This window comes from Bacillus sp. AFS059628 (assembly GCF_002571225.1).
Classification (GTDB): Bacteria; Bacillota; Bacilli; order Bacillales; family Bacillaceae_G; genus Bacillus_A.
In genome coordinates, this window is sequence record NZ_NVEC01000023.1 from 1 (window position 1) to 21774 (window position 21774).

Here is a 21774-nt window from a genome sequence, read left to right on the forward strand (position 1 = left end):
CTTAAGTTGATGGATGTGTGACGGTACCCCATATCTACCACTTAAGAATACTAACTTCCTCTAAGAGTAAAAATCATTATTACTTTTAAACAAACTAGATTATTAAAATAGAAAACATTCTTTCTTTAAAGTCCATAGTCAAAATCAAATTATCCCTCTATTAAAAAGTCCTTAAAACAATTTTTTCTCAATATTTTTTTTTTTCTAAAAAATGTATATTTTATACAGGTGATATCTTAATTCATCTAAAATATTTATTAAAAAAACGGGAATGAGAAAGGATTGATTTATATGAATAGAAAAAAGAACGGCAGGTTACAAAAGCCAATAAAAGTGCTTGCGACATCCGTTATTTTAGCAACCACGTTATTTGCACCTATTATGTCAAACAATTTAGATGTACATGCTGAAACTGTACAGACTGCAACTCAATTTGAACAGCGGGAGTTCGACCTTCCAGCAACAGGGAGTTATTGGAATGAAGCAAACAGAGAAAGAAGAGGTAATCAAAAAAATTATTTACCAACAGGAATTTATGTAAAACCAAATGAACAGGTTACAATTACAGTATCAGGAACACAAAAGATTAGAGCGATTATTGGGACACATCAATATGATAAAGAATGGGGAAAAGAAATTGATCTTTCTCCTGGTTCTAATACCATCTCTTCTCCAAACGGCGGCTTACTAGGATTGGATAACTATCAAGATACAGGAACAGTTAAGGTGAAAGTAACACAAGGTGGTAGTCCCGTTCCGTTCTTTGAATTAGGGAAGCACACGAAAGAAGACTGGATTATCATGATGAACAAATATCCAGATGCACATGCTGTTCAACTAAAGTCAAAGAAAGCAGTACTTACCGTAACTCGTGATAGTGCCAATAAATATATTATGAATCAAGATCCTATTCCTCTATTAGAAAAATACGATAAAATGATTGAAGCAGAAGATAAGATATCAGGATTATCTGAAACAGACTTTAATCCTTTACATCAGCCAACTCGTCGTATTTGGGCCTTTGTAGAAAACCCTAATGCAAAAAGTTGGGGCATGTATGCAGGTTTGGATGGAGCCGTTTTTACGACTGCTGGTGAAGCAATCAAAAGCACTTTAAATGTAAATGATTTTGGGTGGGGACAAATGCATGAAGCGGGACATGCAAGACAACAGCATCCATGGACGTGGGGTAATGGAAGTGGGATGGGTGAAGTAACTGTTAATCTATATTCTTTAGCTGCAGACAAGAAGGTATATCCAAACAAACCAACACGTTTAGAAACAGAAGGAGATTATAATAGAGCCTTTGCGTATTTAAAACAAACGAATAAAGAATATAATAATATTGACGACGCGTTTGTAAAACTTGTTATGCTTTGGCAGCTTCATTTGGCATATGGCGATGATTTTTATCCAAACCTTCACAAATTATATCGAGAGCTACCAGAGGAGCAACTTCCAAAAACAGACGAAGATAAAATACAGGCATTTATTTACAATACATCGAAAATAGCAAAACAAAATTTAATTCCATTTTTTGATCAGTGGGGATTGCAGGCAACCCAAGAAACAAGACAAAAAGTAGAAGCTTTAAATAACCCAATATTAATTGCACCTATATGGGAAGCGACGGATGCTAAACCTGTAAAACCACTTGCTGTATTGTCTAAAAAAATAATGAAGGCAAGTGCAAATAGTGAGGAATCACCGGGCTCAGCTAGTAAGGCGATAGATGGAAAAACAGATACATTTTGGCATAGTAGTTGGACACCAAATCAATATCCTTACAATTTGACACTAGAACTTGGTGATACACGTACCATTTCACAATTGGCTTATCTTCCAAGGCAAGATGGGTCAGAAAATGGTCGTATTTTAACTTACAATATTTATACAAGTGTAGATGGAGTTAAGTATGACAAAATATCATCAGGAACATGGGAAAATAATAGTGAAAAGAAAAATGCAACCTTTAATCCTGTTACTGCAAAATATGTAAAAGTAGAAGTAACGAATGGACAGAATGGATTTGCCTCAGCAGCTGAAGTAGATATTCTAACGGATTCTCCATCTGTTAAACCATACGTATTGCCTAAAAGTACGATGAAAGCAAGTGCAAATAGTGAGGAATCAAGTGGGTCAGCTAGTAAAGCAATTGATGGGAAAACAGATACATTTTGGCATAGCAGTTGGACACCAAATCAATATCCATACAATTTAACATTGGAACTTGATAAAAATCAAACAATTTCAAAAGTAGACTATCTTCCAAGACAAGACGGGTCAGAGAACGGCCGCATTTTAGGCTACAATATTTATACGAGTATAGATGGCGTTAAATATGACAAAGTATCATCAGGAACATGGGGAAATAATAGTGATAAGAAAACGGCAACATTTAATCCTGTTACTGCAAAATATGTAAAAGTAGAAGTAACGAACGGACAGAATGGATTTGCCTCAGCAGCTGAAGTAGACATTTGGGGATATTAATCGTTAACACAAATGGCTGGGGGTTCTTCAAATGAGTGAGAAGTATAGCACTTCGCTATCAAGCTAAAAAAGTGAATTCATAAAACAAAAAACGCTATTCTTTTTGTAGAAATATACAGAAAGGATGGCGTTTTTGTATGAATTTATCGATTGGAGATGAGTTTCATTTGTTCGCTAAAGAACTACAGCGATTCTATTACTCGATTATGTAGGCAGCTTTATGCAAATACAGCTACTCTTATGAGTTCAGAAGGACTTAATCAACATTTTAATCGATGTGCTGTTTTATTTCTACAGTGTGTATTACATAGATATAGAACTGAAGCAATTTCTTTATAAAAAAGTATCCACTTTCTGTACCATCTAATTACCGTTACAACACTTGGATTTTTTCTTTTGAAGAAAATTTAGCCATAAAAAATGCACCTCCAATGGTTAGACCGTGTCTATCAATTGGGGAGCGGTTCAATTAAGGTCTGCTGTTTTTTGTATATTAATATGAATTTACTAAAACATTTTTGTGAAAATGGACAAATCATACAGTTTAATTTGAAAAGCAGTATATAAAGTAAAAATAAAATTTTTCATGTTAATACAATTATCATCATGTTTCCTTCATAAATGGTTTGTACCTCCATATTACATCTTATTTCACTAAATCCCTTTAAATCTTATAAAAACTCTTATTTATATAAAATATTACATTTAACGACTGGAAAAAATTAAAAAACACCATAAATCCATAAAATTTACCATAAATTATCTAGTTAAATTCTTAATATTTTATGAAGTAAGTAACATTTGTCTAAATTTAGCACATGGTAGAAAGGAGATGTTTCATTTTTCTTTGTTACTTACAGGTCATTTCTATACAGAACGTATTCCAATGAAAAGGAGGGCAAAGGAGGAACAGTGATGAAAAAAAATATATCAATATTTTTAACAATTCTCTTATTCTTACAGTTATTTTCACCAGGATTAATCTCTTTAGCTGCATCACCTGTCAAAAACATAGATCATAAATTACAAACAAAAGAAACAGCTAGTATGTGTTTGAGGGAACATGAAGGACAAATAAATTTCCAGTGGCCACTTAATAAAAAGAAAGTAGATTTTGTTATTGTGCAAGATGCTAGTGGTAGTTTTAAAGGTTCTATAGGAAGTGTAAAAAGCGCATTGAAAAAAATTGTAGACCAATTAGATCCACAAAATGATCGTGTTATGGTGACAAGTTATCAAGATTATAAGGGGTTTAAAGGGATATATGGTCAATTATTAAACAATAGTGGGACAGGAATCAAAACAATTTTACAATCTGGATTAACCCATAATCTAGGGGCAGCAAAGCAAGGTATTGATAGAATTAATCCCAATAGCGGTACCCCAACTGCCAGTGGTTTACAATTTGCTTTAGAGCAATATGAAAAACAAAAAGGGGCAGATGATCCAAATCGTGAAACTATCTTCTTACTTGTCACAGATGGGGTTGCAAATGTTCAAACAGATGGATATATTCATAAACTGTCAAATCAAGTAAGGGATTGGTCAGGACGAGCTTTGTCTTCTGAGTATGCGCAAGATTACAAGGGAGCTTTAGGCGAGGTTAAGGAAAAAGGTCTAAGCATAAAAAACAAAGGATATAAATTAGTCACTGCTTTTTGGGAAAATAAAGAAACCTTAGCAGCTGCAGATCAATATTATGATAAATACGATCTTGAAGTTGGTCCATATTCAAGGAATATACTAGAAAGTATGGCAACGAAACCAGAATGGTTTGTATTGTCAAATAATATCGAAGAGTTCTCAAAAAAATTAATTGAAACAGTAACTCAAGTAACAAAAAAAGAAAAAGATAAAATGATTTTAGATATTGATAAAAATCTGCAAGTAGATGATGTTAAAGTATCCGGGCCAAATGGAATGACTACAAAACCTGTGATCAAAAATAATCAAATTACTTGGGATTTAGAAGGACAACCAGAAGGGAATTACACAATTACTTATAAGGTGAAAGAGACAGCACCTCAATTAAATGAGTTTAATGTTGCTGGAGGCTATTTTATCTCATATGATGAGAAGTTTGAAATTCCCATTGTAAAGGCACAAGGTAATCCTAATGCATCTAATTGTTCAACTGATATAACAAAAAAAGTTTCAGATTCAGATGAAAAGTTGGTAGAGGAAGCATCGTTAAAGGCTTTGGATGAAAAATTTACATATGATGTGAATTTTAATTTTGGATACGATGTAGCAAAAAATCATGAGGTTGTTTTGCAGGATGATTTAGAGGATATTTTAGATATTCTTGATACAAAATTGATAAATAAGAATGGCGATGAAGTTGCAGTAAAACCTGTGATAGACAAAGAAAAATCTAGTGTTGTCTACAAAATTCCAAAAAAAGATGGATCCTATGATTATCTGGCAGGACAACAATATAAATTAACTATCACAGCAAAGATTAAATCAGGAACAAACATCGAAGTATTAAAACAGTTTATCTCAAAAGGTGGTATTCCGAACACAGCGCAGATGATATTAGATGACAAGCCATTAGAATCTAATAAAGTTACAGTAACTCCACCGATTGAAGAACCGAAAGTTAAAAAAACAGTTTCAGATCAGGATGAAACTGATGTGGAGAAAGCTACTCTATTAGATAGAAAAGAAAAATTTACTTGGAATGTAAAATATGAATTTGGGAATAGCCCAAGTGCTTATGATTCCATTGTATTACAAGATGATTTAGAAGATATTTTAGATATTGTGGATGTAAGAGTTGTTAATAAAAAAGGTGAAACAATAAAAGTTGAACCAAAGATTGATCAAACTTCTAAAAAGGTGACGATAGAACTTCCAAAAAAAGATGGAAGTTACGCCTATTTAACAGATGAAACTTATACAATGCATATTACCTCCAAAATTGCAGATAGTACATCAAATGAAGAAATCGCAAAATACATTGCTAAGGATGGAATTCCAAACAAAGCAGAACTTTTATTAGACCATAAACCGACAACTTCTAATGAGGTATACGTAAAACCACCGACAGAAAAACCGAAGGTAAACAAAACGGTTTCAGACCAAGATGAAAAAGAAGTAGAAAAAGCAATTTTAAAGGAAAAAGAGGAAGAGTTTACTTGGAATGTAGACTACAAGTTTGGAAATGATACAGCGAAATTAGAAAAGGTTGTATTGCAAGATGATTTAGAAGACATTCTAGATATTTTAGAAGTAAAACTGGTCGATGCACAAGGAAAGGCAATCGAAGTTGCACCTAAGATTGATGAGAAAACTAAACGAGTAATGATTGAACTTCCAAAGAAAGATGGCAGTTTTGCGTATTTGGCGGGACAAACATATACAATGTACATCAAATCGAAGATTACAGATACGGCCTCTACTGAAGAAATTGCAAAGTATATCGCCAATAGTGGGATACCAAACAAGGCAGAGTTATTGCTTGATAATAACCCTACGGCCTCTAATGAAGCTAAAGTCGTACCACCAACAGAAAAACCAAAGGTAAACAAAACGGTCTCCGATCAAGATGAGAAAGAAGTAGAAAAAGCAATTTTACAAGGAAAAGATGAGGAGTTTACTTGGAATGTAGACTACAAGTTTGGAAATGATACAGCAAAATTAGAGAAAGTTGTATTACAAGATGATTTAGAAGATATTCTTGATATTTTAGAAGTGAAACTGGTCGATGCACAAGGAAAGGCAATCGAAGTTACACCTAAAATTGATGAAAAAACGAAGCAAATAGTGATTGAACTTCCAAAGAAAGATGACAGTTATGCGTATTTAGCGGGACAAACATATACAATGTACATCAAATCGAAAATTACAGATACAGCATCTACTCAAGAAATTACAAAGTATGTAGAAAAAGGTGGAATTCCAAACAAAGCAAAGTTATTGTTTGATAATACTCCAACAACTTCTAATGAAGCAAAAGTAATACCACCAATTGGGAAGGTTGAGCTTGAAAAAGTTGATGCGAAAAATTCAGATGTAAAATTGGAAAATGCAGTGTTTCAAATTTTAGATAAAGATGGTAAAGAGGTTGGAATTTTAACAACTGACAAAAATGGAAAAGCAATTTCTGGACCATTATTATTTGGAACTTACAAAATTAAAGAGGTACAAGCGCCAAATGGATATATGCTACTAAGAGATCCAATTGAGGTAGAAATAACATCCAAGACTCCAATACAAAAGATACAAGTAGCAAATGAAAAAAGTGATTGGAATATACCTGAGACTGGCGGAATCGGAACAACAATCTTTTATGCAATTGGCGTAACACTAATGATAATTGCATGTATTGTATTTTTCCGAAAAAGAAAGAGTTATTAATAATTTTACAAAGGAGAAAAAACTATGAAAAAATTATTGAGTATATTATTAGCATTTGTATTAATGTTTTCTGCATTACCTAATTTTTTAGTAAATGCAGCATCAAAAGATAAGGGTTCTTTAACAATTCATAAGTATGAACAAGAAAAAGCCCCAGATGTGGGTTTAAATAGTAATGGTTCAACAGATCAAGAAGTACCTACGGATGCCAAGCCATTAGCGGGCGTAACATTTGAGATTAAACAAATTGCTTCTTTTGAGAAAATTACAAGTGATGGAAAGATTGTAAAGGAAAATGTAAAACCTGTAGATAATGCGAAACCAATTCAGTTAACAACAAATGAAAAAGGTGAAGCTGTATTTAAAGACTTACCTTTAGGACGTTATGAAGTAAAGGAAATTGCAGGACCACCACATGTAAACTTAAATCCAAATACGTATACAGTGGATATCCCAATGACAAGTGCAAATGGCGACATATTAAACTATGATGTTCATATTTATCCAAAGAATGAAATTAAACGCGGTGCTGTGGAATTAACAAAAACAGGTGCAAAGGATAAGACACTAGCGGGTGCAGAATTCTCATTATTTAAAGAAGATGGTACAGAAATTCAAAAGAATCTAGTAACAGGTACGGATGGTAAAATTCGTGTACAAGGATTAGCATATGGTAAGTACTACTTCCAAGAAACAAAAGCACCGACTGGATATGTTTTAGATCCAACAAAATATGAATTTTTCATTAAAGAATCAGGTACTATTAGCCCTGATGGATCAATTAAATCTGGTGTTGTTGTAGAAGTAAAGGTAAAAAACTATGAGGAACCAGAAATTGATAAAAAAATTAATGGGGACTTAGAAACGTTACCGACTAATCCAAAGAAAGATTACACATATGATATTAAAACGTTAATTCCAGAGGATATTAAAGATTATAAAAACTATGTTGTAACAGACACATTAGATAACCGATTGGTGATTCAAGGTAAACCAGTTGTAAAAATTGATGGTGTAGAAGTAGATGCAAGTATAGTAGAAGTGGTTGTAGATGGGCAAAAAGTAACAGCTACAGTGAAAGATTTCTCAAAATTAGATGGTAAAAAACAATTACATTTACAAATTACATCACAAATTAAAGAAGGGGTCCCAGCTGGAACAGAAATCCCAAATACAGCAAAAATTGATTTTACAAATAACCATGATGTAACGAAAGAAAAAGAAACAATACCAGTTATCGTAGTTCCAACATCAGGTAACATTGCTTTAACAAAGGTTGATGGTGAAGATAATAAAAAAACATTGCAAGGTGCAGAATTTGAATTACGTGACAAAGACGGTAAAGTAGTTGTGGTAGAAGGTAAAGAAGTAAAAGGTGTATCAGATGCAAATGGTGTGATTCACTGGAATAACATTCCTTATGGAGAATACCAAATTGTTGAAACAAAAGCACCTATTTATACAAAAGAAGATGGTACAACAGGGTCTTACCAATTATTAAAAGACCCAATTGATGTCAAAATTGATGCAGATCATCAAACAATCAAATTAACTGTAGAGAATAATAAGAGTGGTTGGAATTTACCATCTACAGGTGGTATGGGAACAGTTCTCTTTACTGTAGTAGGTCTTTTATTAATGGCTGCAGCAGTGTTTATCTTTATGAGAAGAAAAGCTGTAAATCAATAAGTCTCTACAAAATTATAATATTTGATGTAAAAAGGGGAGGAGCGAATGCTTTCCTCTTTTTCATATTTTAATAGATGAAGGAGTTACTATGAGACGAAATATTATCTTTGGATGTATTTTTGTATTGGGGCTAGGAATTTTCTTATATCCAACAATCAGCAACTGGTTCGCAACTCAAACACATTACTCACAAGTTAGTTCTTATGATGCCAAAGTAAAAGCTCTTCAAAAGGGTGAGCTTGAACGCAGAGAAAAGGAAGCAAAGGAATATAATAAACGAGTACAAGGTTCTACTCAAACATTTGCTGATCCATTTGCAGAAAAAGATAAGATTGGTGGTAAATCCTATGCGGATGCACTCAACATAGGGGATGTGATGGGATATGTGGAAATCCCCAAAATTAAGGTGAAACTACCTATCTATCAAGGAACTTCTGAGGAAGTATTAAGCCGCGGTGTAGGACATTTAGATAAATCCTCCTTACCCGTAGGTGGAAAAGGAACACATGCTGTATTAACTGGGCATCGAGGCCTACCTTCAGCGCTATTGTTTACAGATTTAGATAAAATGAAGGAGTCTGATGTATTTTATATTCACTCTTTAGGTAGGATTCTCGCGTATCAAGTAGATCAAATTAAAGTGGTATTACCAAGTGAAACAGAGGATTTACATATTGTAGATGACCAGGATTACACCACATTACTGACTTGTACACCGTATGGTGTAAATACGCATCGATTGTTAGTGAGAGGGCATCGAATCCCATATGAAGTAGCAGGAAAAGAGGAACCAAGAGAAAATCGTTCGGAATCTCCTATTTTAGAATATTGGGAGATCATTGCAGCAATCAGTATTCTGCTTATTGCTGTGGCCTTAATCTTAATGAAAAGAAGGAAGGAGGAATCAATCAAAGAAGGTCCATAACAGTAACATAAGATTAGACAAGAGAAATGAAAACAGCTAATTAAAGAGGGTTTTTAATTTTAATATGGGGGAATAGGAAGGAATGAACGGATTTTAATAAGATATATTAATAAAAATTGACCCTCTCAGTTTCCTGGGAGGGAAATTGTGATATTTTAATGCTTTTGAAAATGTATTAGTATCCATTTCAGCAGGAAACTCTCACTTCAAACAGGACGTAAGGTTGTGAAGTGGGAGGATTTCAAAGTACAGTGTGTTTTTCACGGTAATGCTTAGGAGTCATACTTGTAAATTTTTTGAAAACTTTTATAAAATAACTTTGATCATGAAAATTTAACATATGACAAATTGTAGAAACAGGATATTGTGACAAGGTTAATATCCTTTTTGCCTCTTCTATTCGCTCTCTTTGGATATACTGCTTTAATGTAATACCAACTTCTTTTTTAAAGATATCTGATAGGTAACTGGAATTCATTTGTAAATAATTTGCAAGAGCATTAACAGTGATATCATTATAAATATTTCTAGCGATATAATCTAAACACATATTTATCTTCTTAGAATATTGTTTTTCATTATATTCTTTCACAGAATCTGCAAATGTACATAAAGCCTCCTCGATTAGCCGGTTTACAGCATATATGTTATCTAATTGTTCAATCTTTTGTATATAAAGGTCACTAAGTGAAAAGGCAACTTCAGAAGGAAGATTCCCCTTGATTGCATATCGAGTAGCCAACGTAATAGCAATAATTCCATTATTTTTCTGGTTTCTTAGTTGATTTGTTTGGGATGATATACCCGCATCTTCTTGTGGAAAGGAGTAGGCGTATTTTATGAGCTTTTCTTTATTTCCTTCTGTAATTGCTGAGAAAAACTGTTCTTCTAATGCTATATTGTAGTCATTAGAATGATTTTGCCTTTTTGTTGAAATATATATGTCAGGGTCTAGAAGTGGATAGGATGATTCATTTAGTAGTTTATTTTTTTCCCAAAAGGTATGCATATCTAATTTTTCATTAAAAATCATGTAATGAAGCAAAAGACCTATATGAATGAATAGAAGTTTATTATATACAGGTACAGAATCAAAGTAAGTAGTGATATCTTTTATTGTGAGATTGGAATTAAATATGTGGACAAGCTGCATAACCATATCTTGTGATATTTTTTTTTCTATAGAAGGTCCTATAATTAAAGTTCCTTTTATAAATTCTTGATTATCTATACGAAAGAAAATAAAATTTTCTAGACAACGATTGGTCTTGAGAATAGGAAAATTATCTAGTGTATTTTTTTCATAGGATATATCTAGATAATCTTCTTTGCAAGAGTAAAGTGGATTACATTCCTTATAATCATTATATTCAAATAAAATATGATTATTTGTAGTTAAAAAATGAATTGGTATTAAAAATGATTGATGTATAAGATGGCAGACGTATTTTAAATCAATGGATGTGACCATAATAATCCCCCTGTAATAATTTTTATTATAAGTAAATAATTACCTCTAATATCTGTGGTGTCAAGTGAATATACATATAAATTTACTGAAATTTACTTCCTGGAAGTACAAAGGAGTTTGGGGAATTATTTTTTCTATGGTTGAAATACAGGGGAAAATAAACGTGTTTCTATAAAAATTAAAACTTTTATTTAAATGCATGAAAGCAGACTTGATACAAGGTTCTTATATTGCTAAAACACAATGTTACGCTAATCTAGATTTTTATAATTTTTATTTATATACTTTTAATTGTCTGTTATTTGTTTTAATTCATTTATTTATATCATTTGAGTGCTCCAATAATGAAGCCTTTTTTTATACAAATAGCAGCTAATCTAGATGTTCCTTTTTAAAAATTTAGCAGAAAGGAAAGAATCACCACCTATAACTAAAAACCCTTTTCCTAGTTATGATACTATGATTAACTAAGAAAAGAGTCTCTCAGTTTTCACTATAATACAGTATACTTTTCACGATATTGTTTCGGTGTCATATTAGTAAATTTTTTAAATACTTTTGTAAAGTAGCTCTGATCATTAAAATTTAACCATGTACAAATATCAACTAAAGTATATGTAGTTAAAGTTAATAATTTCTTTGCTTCTTCTACACGCTCTTTTTGTATATGTTCGCTTAAGGAAATACCGACCTCTTTTTTGAATAAATTAGATAAGTAACTGGCATTTAATTTCATCCTTTTTGCAACAATACTTAAGGTGATTTTATTGTAAATATTTTTAGAAATATAATCTAAGCAGGTAACTATAGTTTTGGAATACTTATGATTATTGTATTCTTTTACTCGATCGGCAATTTTACATAAAGCCTCTTCTATTAATCGATCTACGGATTCTATATTATCTAATTGATCAAGAATCTGTATATATAAAGTACTTAGTGAAAAAGCAATTTCTGATGGAAGATTTCCTTCAATTGCATATTGGGAAGCTAAAGTCATCAGAACAATACCATGATTTTTTTTGTCTCTTAGCTTACTTACTTTTGAAAGAGTAATAGTCTTATCTAGAGAAGAAGCATATAGATGTTCTAGTACTTTTTCTTTATTTCCTTCTTTAATGGCTGTAAAAAATTGTTTTTCTAATGTTATATCGTACAAGTTTAAATTATTTTGTCTTCTTGATGAAATATACAAGTCAGGATTTGGAAAAGAATAATCCGTTTCATTTAATAATTTATTCTGTTCCCAGAAATGTCCTATGTCTAATTTTTGTTTAAACATTAAGTAATGAAATAAAATTCCTATATCAACCAAAGTAAGTTTTTTGATCATTGGTATAGACTGAAAATACGCTATTATATCTTCTATTTCGCTGCTTGGATGAAATTCTTTTGTTAATTTAATTATTATATCCCTAGATAAGCTTGTATATGTAGTAGGGCCAATAATAAGAGTTCCTTTTCCATATACATGATCTATTATATGAATCAAGATAAATTGCTCTTGATAAGGATTAGTACGAATAATAGGGAAATTATTTGGATCATTATGTTGATAAAGTTCACTTAAGTACGCTTCTTTACATGGGTAAAATGGATTATGTATATCAATAGAACTATATTCAAATAAAATTTTGTAATCTTCAGATATAAAAAAGATGGGAACTGAAAATGATTGATGTATTAAATAAGAAAGATATTTTATATCAGTGTCTGTATGCATAATATCACCTTCTAAACTTGAAATATTTTTACGGATAAAAGGGGTATCTTGGTTAGAACATGCAGGATATAGTTTCATAAGGAGAAATAACAACGATTAAATGTAGAAAATCACGGATATAAATGGTATTCGATTTATTGAACATTTATATTTTTTTAAGATTTTAAGATATGATTTAAGTATTTAGAAAATCGAATTTTATATTTTTCTATACGCGATTCAAAAGAAACTATATCAGTCTCATTAAATTATATTGAAGGATACCATATTTTTAGATAATACGCTTAATGTATAGCAATTAACTAAGATTTTTCCTTTCAAACTCTTTATTCGCTAAGTTTTCTTATATCGCTATCCAGTAAAGAGTAATTTCCTTTATACAAAAGATGTCATATGGTATTTTAATTTTTTTCAGGCAACAAATTGTTTAGGGACTTTGTAGTTAAATTAGTTGTTCTAACAAAGATTATTGTAAATTTAGCACTATAAAGTGTAACTTTGATAGAGAAGATTAGAAATTATTTGATAGTTGTAATCTCATCACATATTTAGTCTACTATAGTAATTTCTTTGTTTATAGTAACATCTTTATAAGTGTTGCACTTTTTTGATAATAATTTTAATTTAAATTTAATTTTCAGATGAATTTTAGAATAAATAATTGTGTTTAGAATCATCAAGCAGTTGAAATTTAGGACATGAATGCTGTTTAATATTATGAAACTTATCAATATTTAGTACATAAAATAGAAGGAAATAATCATAAGGTTAGTAGATATTTAACACATTATCCGAAAGAAGTCTCCTAGCTCCAGCATGTGAAAGGCTCTGTTTGTTGGAATAAACAAAACATTTGGCCGCTAAGTTGTATGAAAGGGTTGCAAATCAATGTAAGAATTTTCTTCATTATAAGTCTAAAAAATTAGCTATGAATTTTGATGTTATAGTAATCGGAGACTTACATATGAAAGGAGTGGTGCGCGCACTTCACTTTGGTAAGAACGTAGTAGATAATGATTGGAGGATGCTTGTTACATTTTTTAACATATAAGCTACAAGAACAAGGAAATACGGATCTATATAATTTTATAGAACACTTGGTCACGTAAACAATCAAACAACAAAATATATATAGAATAGTTTATAAAACGCAAAAATAAGATGGATGTTATATTTGCAAATTATAGATTATGAATTCAGAGTTAATTTATAATTTTAATATTCCTATTTNNAAATAGGAATATTAAAATTAAATAACCGAGGTTTACTAATTCTAGAGAGTATATGGAAATTTTTTGTTTTTCATATACTCTTTTTAAATACTTTAAGCTATTTAGGACGAAGAGCTGAAAAATTCTTGTGCGGTTTTACTAAGTAGTTTAGAAAAGTAATTAGGAATATGAAAGTTATGAATATTTTTATTATTTCAAGAAAAAATTTAATGATATTTTCTTTAGGTGATTGAAAAAAAGATGATATATTATATATAATCACGATAAATTGGTAAATAAATTTAATGGTAAATATAGGTGATATACTGAAAAAATCTAGAATGGGGAATTAAAAATGGACAGAGAAGTATTAATCAGGTTTTTGAAACTTTATCAAGGCATAGGAACACTTTGTAAGGAAGATATTCAGTTTATGATGCAACAAATCACAGCTAGTTGGCCAATTCAAGATAAATGGAGAGACCAAAAAGAAATAGGGTATAAAAAAACAGAATATTCACTTTCTGAAATGCAAATAGCTAGTTTACAAAGCTGTATAGATTGCATTTTGAGAGAAGAGTGGTTAGTGTTTATTTGTGAATTAATACATTTTTTCAGTAATAATGAATTGACTATGCAAAAAGAGATTTTAGAAGTTGAAAGACAAACGATATATATGCTTCGTGGTATGGTTTTTCGAACTAAAAGTTTTTTAGAAACAGTTGGACTAGATTAGTCAATATTATGAATAATCAGAGGTTTATACTTTATTAATACTCTGGAAATTAAATTATCAATTATTAGTTGTTATATATTAATAGATTAATTAATTAATTAATATACTGTGGATTAAGTAGGTAACTTTTAAAAAAGGGGGACCCATGGACTCAAAAGAGCACTTTTACAAGTACTCTTAAAATAATTAACTTGTCAGAAAAACGTAATTCAAAAGATAAATATTTAGATATATCCTTCAAATTAATTTGTATTTTTCACGATACTGTTTTGGTGTCATCATCGTTATTTTTTTGAAAATCCGGATGAAATAGCTCTGATCACTAAATTTGAGCCACAGACAAATATCTGCTAAGGAATAGGAAGTTAAGGTTAGTAATTTTTTTGCTTCTTCTATTTTCTCCCTTTGAATGTATTGACTCAAAGTAATTCCTACTTCTTTTTTAAATAAACCAGATAAATAAGTCGGATTGACATGTAACAGCTCAGCAAGTTCACTAAGAGAAATCTTTTGATAGATATTTCTGTTAATATAATTTAAGCATGTCGTAATAGTATTTGAATACTTTTTTGTTTTGTATTCTTTTACACGATCTGCAAACGTACATAAGGCATCTTCTATCAAGCGATTAACAGAATACATATTATCCAATTGCTCAATAGTTTGTATATACAAATCACTCAGTGCAAAGGCGATATCTGTTGGTAAATTTCCATCAATTGCATATCTTGTAGCTAACGTAATGGCAATAATTCCGTTATTCTTTTGATTTCTCAGTTGATTTCCTTGAGATGTGATTCCTGCATTTTCTTGAGGAAAAGAATACGCATATTTGATTACGCTTTCTTTATTACCTTCTGTAATTTTGGAAAAAAATTTACGTTCTAAGGAAATATTATAATTCCCAACACTATTTTGACGCCGATTAGAAATATAAGAATCTGGATGTACGATTTTATAAGGTGTCTCTTCTAACAATTTATTTTGTTTCCACACAGTATCAATATCTAATTTTTCTTTAAAAATCATATAATGTAAGAAAACCCCTATCTGAAGTAACTTGATTTTCTTTACTTCTGGTAGGGATTGATAGTAGGATAATCCCTCCTGTATTTTGTTATCCATTTGAAACGTTTTCATTAATTTGGTTGCCATTTCATCTGTTACTTTGGGATAGGTAGTTGGCCCAATGACAAACGTTCCCTTTACTCCTTCCTGATTTTTAATCTGTATGAATAGAAAGTTTTCAAGATAATCATTCCCCCTAAAAAGCGGAAAATTAAATAGATCACATTCTTGACATAGTGTCTGAAAATGCTCCTCTTTAGATGAATAGAAAGGGCTACTTATATCATAACAAGTAGCATAATCTAAAATTTCTCCCTCCTCAGATAAAAAATAAACGGGTACAAAAAACGTTTGATGAATGAGATTACAGATATATTGTGTATTAACTAAACCTTGCATCTTATTCTCCTTTTAAATGGATGTATTAATATAAGCAGAAATTACACCAAGTAAAATACCATTTTTCCAAAAGAAATACTATAAAAATCAAAAAAGTGCAAAATAGTACCACCAAAGGAAAGATTTTACCATACTTTTTTATGACAATCTTATATTATATTTTTAGTAATTAATGTCTATCTAAATATCTAGGAAAGGGGATTCAGTCTTTTTGATGAATGGGAAACAGCTATATGTTCTGATAGATATGTTCATTTTCAAATCATACATAAAAATATTTGAAGATTACAACTTTTATCGAAAATGCAGCTTAATTATACCAATTCATTCCATAAATTTGAATGTTTTTAGATATTAATTGCTGAATTCTCCTTATATAGAGACCGTAGAGTTTCAATTAAAAGGGAAGTGAACTTATTTATATTTACATCAAGGAGGGGAGAAGATATTGCAAAAGTATTTTAGTTTAAAAAAATATGGTAAGCGCTTCAAACAAACCATCGTATCATTGTTAGCTTTTTTATTAGTTTTTAGTGGAATAGCACCTAGTGCGGTTTTACAGACAGTTCATGCTGAGACAGCATCATCCACCAAGGATAAGTTTTCAAGCCAAGTACCATCATATTCTTTTGATGGGAAAAATGAGATTACAGCATTCAATGCAGTTGGGCCTTATCATCTTCAAGCTATAGGCGGTAGTAACGTTTGGGGTTATGATGTTTCGAATGATCCTAAAATAAAGGGCAGATATATTGATGCTGATAATGACTCATCGACTATTAGTAGTAGTTCAATGGAATATGTACCTAATGGAGAAGTTGTGTCTGCGTTCCTTTATATTTCCCCGGATAATATAAAAAGTTCAACAGATACTACTCCGACTTTTATCCAAGGACCAAAAGGTGGAAAGTTATTGTTTGATAAAAGTATTAAGGGTGTATATGACATTACAGAATTTGTTAAACAAGAAGGTGCTGGACATTACTGGGGGAAAAACTTATGGTTACAAAATCCATTGTCTATTCCTTGGGGCTCGGATGCATTAGCAAACTGGGATATCGTTTTTGTCGAAAAAAATGAGAATTTACCATCAATGATGACAAAATTAAATTATTATAATGATGTTAATACTACTACTCATCCAGACTTCAAAGCAACTTTGTCAGATCAACCTTTTTTGACAAAGCAAGAAGGTAGTTTAAAAGGGAGCATGGTAGCTAGTGTATATGGTGGAAATAAAAATATAGACAACGATCAATATAGAATTATAGCATATAAAGATAACCAAATTGTCAATGATTCATATATGAGTGATAGTGCTAGAGCAGAAAATAATTTTTGGAATGGAAGTATTACTAAAAATGGACAAAATATAAGTACCAGAAATCCAGATCGAACTCCAGCTAATACTGATATACTAAACTTAGATTTTACTAATTCTCCTTATTTTCCAGCAGGGATAGATAAGATAGATCAAAAGTTTAGTGCAAAACCAATAAATGCTGGAGGTAGCACAGATTTACACTATCCGCATTTTTGGGGAGTCGCATTAGAGGTAATTCCTCCAAAATTAGAAATTAGCAAGAATGTAAAAAACAACTTAAAAGACAAGACAAATTATGAAATTGGTGACACGGTTGTATATTCGATTGTTGCCAAAAATACAGTAGGCGGGGCAATAGCGAAGAATGTCATTATTGAAGATGAAGTACCTGAAGGATTAGAACTTGTAGAAGGAACTATAAAGGCTAGCCATAATGCAATTCCGGAATATAATAATGGGAAAATTACGGCAAACTTCGGTAATGTATCTGATACTGACGAACGCATTGTTACATTTGAAGCGAAAATTTCGAATGATCAAACAGGTAAAACCATTAATAATATTGCTAGTGTAAAAGGTGACGGATTAGATCCAATAGATGCGCAAACAAAGTTCACCGTTGATTTAAAGGCTCCTGTGTTGGAATCAAAGAAAGAAGCGGGTATTCAGCAAAAGGCGGATGGAAACAAAGATGCGACTCATCCTGAAGTGGGAGATACGCTTCTTTACAAAATCCAGACCCGTAATACGGTTTCAGATAGTTCTGTAAAAAATGCTGTAATTGAAGATCAATTGCCAGCAGGCTTAGAGTATGTACCAGGAACATTACAAGTGGATGGAAAAGCTGTGACAGATGCTGAAGGTGACGATAATGGTCATTATATTCAGGGTAAAGTGACAGGAAAACTTGGTGATGTTACAGATGCTGAATGGCATAATGTAACATTCCATGCAAAAGTCAAGGCAGACCAAGCTGGAAAATCCATTCAAAATAAAGCGACTGTTACTGGGGATGGTGTACCACCACAGGAACCAACAACAACAGTAGAGGTATCTACACCTGAAACACCAACTCCACCAGCAAACTCATGTGGACCGATGGGACGTGTAGCACTCATCAATGGTGGTTTTGAGCAACCGCCTGCAAGAAATGTTGGAGACAAAGGCTCACCTGGAGCTGAGCATGCTTGGATGTACTTTTATGAACATGAAGTACCTGGCTGGAAAACAACAGCAACAGATAAATTTATTCAAATTATGCAAAACTCTAATGAATTCCTGGGCCCGAAAATGGGAGGAAACGGTCAAACAATCCCAGTTGTAGCTGCAGAAGGAAAGCAATATGCAGAATTAAATGCAAACCAACAATCAATGCTATATCAAGATGTAGCGACAACTCCAGGACAAACAATTTATTGGCGACTGGCTCACCGCGGGGAATTTGGTATTGATACTATGCAACTTCGAATAGGTTCATCGAATACTTTACCAAATGATTTACCAGTTATTGAGAAGATAAGCAGTACCAATAATAAATGGACGTATTATACAGGGAGTTACAAAGTGCCCGCTGGACAAACTATGACAAGGTTTGGTTTTGATGCTGTTTCAAGTTCAAATGGGGATCTTCTATGGGGAAACTTACTAGATGACATCTTTTTAGGAACTGATCCATGCGTTTCAGCAACAAAATCTGTGGATAAAGAAGGTCAAGTGAAAGCGGGAGATGAGTTAACGTATAAAGTAACAGTGAAAAATGATGGCGGTGACATTGCTGCTAACTCTATTTTCACAGATGCAATTCCTATGGGAACTGAATACGTACCTGGATCTATACAAGTAATCAAAAATGGACAGGTTAGTACAGTTACTGATGGAAAAGACACAGACTCAGGAGATTATCTAGATGGTAAAGTTACAGTTAATCTGGGGGATTTACCCAATACGGATATTCTACCTGATGGGGTTACTGTACAGTTTAAAGTAAAGGTATTATCTAGTGACGTGAAACAACAAATTAAGAATAAAGCAAACGTTGCTTACAAGAATTTGCTAACTAATACAGATGGAACAGTTGACACAAATGAAGTTGTAAATGACGTTGAACCTGAGCCAGAAACACCAACTCCACCAGCAAACTCATGTGGACAATTGGGACGTGTGGCACTTGTAAACGGTAGTTTTGAAGAACCCTATTATACAAGTATACCTTTTCATGGGCCAGGGTACTTTACTGCCCCAGCAGGAACTGTTCCAGGATGGAAGACAACTGATTCATATCAAGTATTTGAAATATTCAATAAAAATTTAATGGATCAGATAAAACCGGGATCTATTGAGGATCAAGGAGGTTTAAAAAATCCTGTAGCACACGGTCAACAATTCGCGGAATTAAATAGCAGAGAAGCGGCGCAGTTATATCAAGATGTGCAGACGACACCTGGACAAACAATTTATTGGCGACTTGCTCATAAAGGTAGACAAGGTCTTGACACAATGGCAGTAAAAATCGGTTCATCTATTGTTTCTCCAAAGGGCTTACCAACAATCCAACAAATCACAACTGGTAAAGATCAATGGAAATACTATACGGGAACTTATACAGTACCAGCTGGACAAACAGCTACACGATTTGGCTTTGAAGCCATTTCTTCTGCGAGTGGGTATAATGCTGCTGGAAACTTTTTAGATGATATCTTCCTTGGTACAGAGCCATGTGTGACAGCAACAAAATCAGTGTCTCCAGAAGGTGAAGTAAAAACTGGAGATGAGTTAACGTATAACGTAACTGTGAAAAATGATGGTGGTGACGTTGCATCTAATGCAGTGTTTACAGATGCGATCCCTGAAGGAACAGAGTATGTACCAGGAACAATTAAAGTAGTTAAAGATGCAAAAACAACAAATATAACAGATGAAACAGATACAGATTCAGGAAATTACCAAGATGGAAAAGTGACGGTTAATTTAGGAGACTTACCAAATACCGGTATTTTACCTGATGGTGTTACCGTACAGTTCAAAGTCAAAGTTTCATCAGGTTACGTGAACAAGAAAATCACAAATAAAGCACATGTAGCTTACAAGAACTTATTGAAGAATGAAGATCAATCCGTTGATACAAATGAAGTTGTCAATAATGTGATTGTAAAGGAAGCAAAAGTAGAATCTAAGAAAATTGCAAAGAATCTACAAGATAAGAATACCGAAGTAGGAGACGAAATCGAATATACGATCCAAATGCGTAATACGATTTCAGATAGCATTGTAAAAAATGCGGTAATTGAAGACCAATTACCAGAAAGTCTAGAATATGTCCCAGGAACATTACAAGTGAATGGAAAACCTGTAACAGATACCGAAGGTGATGATAACGGTCATTATGTACAAGGTAAATTTACAGGACAACTGGGCAATATTACAGATACAGAATGGCATACTGTTGTATTCCATGCGAAGGTAAAAGCAGGACAAGCTGGGCAGGACATTCAAAATACTGCAAAAGTAACAGGAGAGAATGTACCACCGCAAGAACCAAGTACAACAGTAGAAGTTTATCCTAGAAATCCTAAAGTAGAGTCTAAGAAAACCGCAAAAAACCTACAAGATAAAAATATTGAAGTAGGAGATGAAATCGAATATACGATTCAAATGCGTAATACGGTTTCGGATAGCATTGTAAAAAATGCGGTAATTGAAGACCAATTACCAGAAGCACTAGAATATGTCCCAGGGACATTACAAGTGAATGGACAAGCTGTGACAGATGTTGAAGGCGATGATACGGGTCATTATGTACAAGGTAAAGTCACAGGACAACTAGGTGATATTACAGATACAGAATGGCATACTGTCGTATTCCATGCAAAAGTCAAGGCAGGACAGGAAGGAACAGCTATTCAAAATACTGCAAAAGTAACAGGGGAAAATGTTCCGCCACAAGAACCAACAACAGAAATCAAGGTTCAGCCACTTGGACAAATTGAGATTGAAAAAGTGGATGCTGCGGATTCTGCTATCAAATTAAAAAATGCCGTATTCCAGATTATAGACAAAGATGGTAAAGAAGTTGGAAAACTAACGACAGATGAAAATGGGAAAGCAACTTCTGAACTATTACTCTTAGGAAAATACACAGTAAAAGAAATCAAGGCGCCAGATGGATACATGTTATTAAAAGATCCAATTGAAGTAGAAGTTTCCTCACCATTACACAAGATTACAGTGGAAAACACAAAAAATGGATGGAACATACCTCATACAGGTGGTATAGGAACAACTTTATTTTACCTGATTGGCATGATCATAATGGTGGCAGCATTGGTTGTATTTTTCCGTAAGAGAGCTAAAAACAAATAGAAAAGAACAATAGG

The 21774-nt window shown here is 32.5% G+C and carries 8 protein-coding genes and 3 pseudogenes; 8 read left to right on the forward strand and 3 right to left on the reverse strand.

Annotated features, from left to right (window positions below; all coding sequences use genetic code 11):
- Positions 1 to 291 precede the first annotated feature (291 nt).
- The 5 genes and pseudogenes from COL05_RS09105 to COL05_RS09125 all read left to right on the forward strand — a co-directional run bounded on the left by COL05_RS09105 (position 292) and on the right by COL05_RS09125 (position 9469).
- Positions 292 to 2493 (forward strand): M60 family metallopeptidase, encoded by a 2202-nt coding sequence (locus tag COL05_RS09105; RefSeq protein WP_098668370.1) that lies wholly within the window; start codon positions 292 to 294, stop codon positions 2491 to 2493.
- 186 nt (positions 2494 to 2679) lie between these two features.
- Positions 2680 to 2823 (forward strand): annotated as a pseudogene (locus COL05_RS09110) (IS4 family transposase); the annotation flags it as partial.
- 585 nt (positions 2824 to 3408) lie between these two features.
- On the forward strand, positions 3409 to 6855 hold the full coding sequence (locus tag COL05_RS09115; protein WP_257152549.1) for an isopeptide-forming domain-containing fimbrial protein: 3447 nt from the start codon (positions 3409 to 3411) through the stop codon (positions 6853 to 6855).
- Positions 6856 to 6879: 24 nt separating this feature from the next.
- Entirely contained in the window at positions 6880 to 8544 is a 1665-nt protein-coding gene (locus COL05_RS09120) for a SpaH/EbpB family LPXTG-anchored major pilin (protein WP_098668371.1), read from the forward strand.
- An 88-nt stretch (positions 8545 to 8632) separates the two neighbouring features.
- On the forward strand, positions 8633 to 9469 hold the full coding sequence (locus COL05_RS09125) for a class C sortase (RefSeq protein WP_098668372.1): 837 nt from the start codon (positions 8633 to 8635) through the stop codon (positions 9467 to 9469).
- Between the two features lie 241 nt (positions 9470 to 9710).
- On the opposite strand, the gene COL05_RS09130 is transcribed toward COL05_RS09125, so the two are convergent.
- On the reverse strand, positions 9711 to 10940 hold the full coding sequence (locus tag COL05_RS09130) for a helix-turn-helix domain-containing protein (RefSeq protein WP_098668373.1): 1230 nt from the start codon (positions 10938 to 10940) through the stop codon (positions 9711 to 9713).
- Positions 10941 to 11433: 493 nt separating this feature from the next.
- Positions 11434 to 12663 (reverse strand): helix-turn-helix domain-containing protein, encoded by a 1230-nt coding sequence (locus COL05_RS09135; RefSeq protein ID WP_098668374.1) that lies wholly within the window; start codon positions 12661 to 12663, stop codon positions 11434 to 11436.
- Positions 12664 to 13475: 812 nt separating this feature from the next.
- Between COL05_RS09135 and COL05_RS31790 the strand changes: the two are divergent.
- Both COL05_RS31790 and COL05_RS09145 read left to right on the forward strand, forming a co-directional pair.
- Positions 13476 to 13730, forward strand: a pseudogene (locus COL05_RS31790) (RNA-guided endonuclease TnpB family protein); the annotation flags it as partial.
- A 499-nt stretch (positions 13731 to 14229) separates the two neighbouring features.
- Positions 14230 to 14610: a hypothetical protein gene (locus COL05_RS09145; RefSeq protein ID WP_098668375.1), complete on the forward strand. Its 381-nt coding sequence runs from the start codon at positions 14230 to 14232 to the stop codon at positions 14608 to 14610.
- A 237-nt stretch (positions 14611 to 14847) separates the two neighbouring features.
- On the opposite strand, the gene COL05_RS09150 is transcribed toward COL05_RS09145, so the two are convergent.
- Positions 14848 to 16077 carry a helix-turn-helix domain-containing protein gene (locus COL05_RS09150; RefSeq protein ID WP_098668376.1) on the reverse strand — a complete coding sequence of 410 codons (1230 nt, stop codon included), beginning with the start codon at positions 16075 to 16077 and terminating at the stop codon, positions 14848 to 14850.
- Between the two features lie 1582 nt (positions 16078 to 17659).
- On the opposite strand from COL05_RS09150, the pseudogene COL05_RS32430 reads away from it, so the two are divergent.
- A pseudogene (locus COL05_RS32430) lies at positions 17660 to 21760 on the forward strand (isopeptide-forming domain-containing fimbrial protein); the annotation flags it as partial.
- Positions 21761 to 21774: the final 14 nt, after the last annotated feature.

Coding starts and splice junctions, on each gene's coding strand:
- COL05_RS09135 (WP_098668374.1), bottom strand. CDS start 12,663: ATGCATACAGACACTGATATAAAATATCTTTCTTATTTAATACATCAA.
- COL05_RS09145 (WP_098668375.1), top strand. CDS start 14,230: ATGGACAGAGAAGTATTAATCAGGTTTTTGAAACTTTATCAAGGCATA.
- COL05_RS09115 (WP_257152549.1), top strand. CDS start 3,409: ATGAAAAAAAATATATCAATATTTTTAACAATTCTCTTATTCTTACAG.
- COL05_RS09125 (WP_098668372.1), top strand. CDS start 8,633: ATGAGACGAAATATTATCTTTGGATGTATTTTTGTATTGGGGCTAGGA.
- COL05_RS09150 (WP_098668376.1), bottom strand. CDS start 16,077: ATGCAAGGTTTAGTTAATACACAATATATCTGTAATCTCATTCATCAA.
- COL05_RS09105 (WP_098668370.1), top strand. CDS start 292: ATGAATAGAAAAAAGAACGGCAGGTTACAAAAGCCAATAAAAGTGCTT.
- COL05_RS09130 (WP_098668373.1), bottom strand. CDS start 10,940: ATGGTCACATCCATTGATTTAAAATACGTCTGCCATCTTATACATCAA.
- COL05_RS09120 (WP_098668371.1), top strand. CDS start 6,880: ATGAAAAAATTATTGAGTATATTATTAGCATTTGTATTAATGTTTTCT.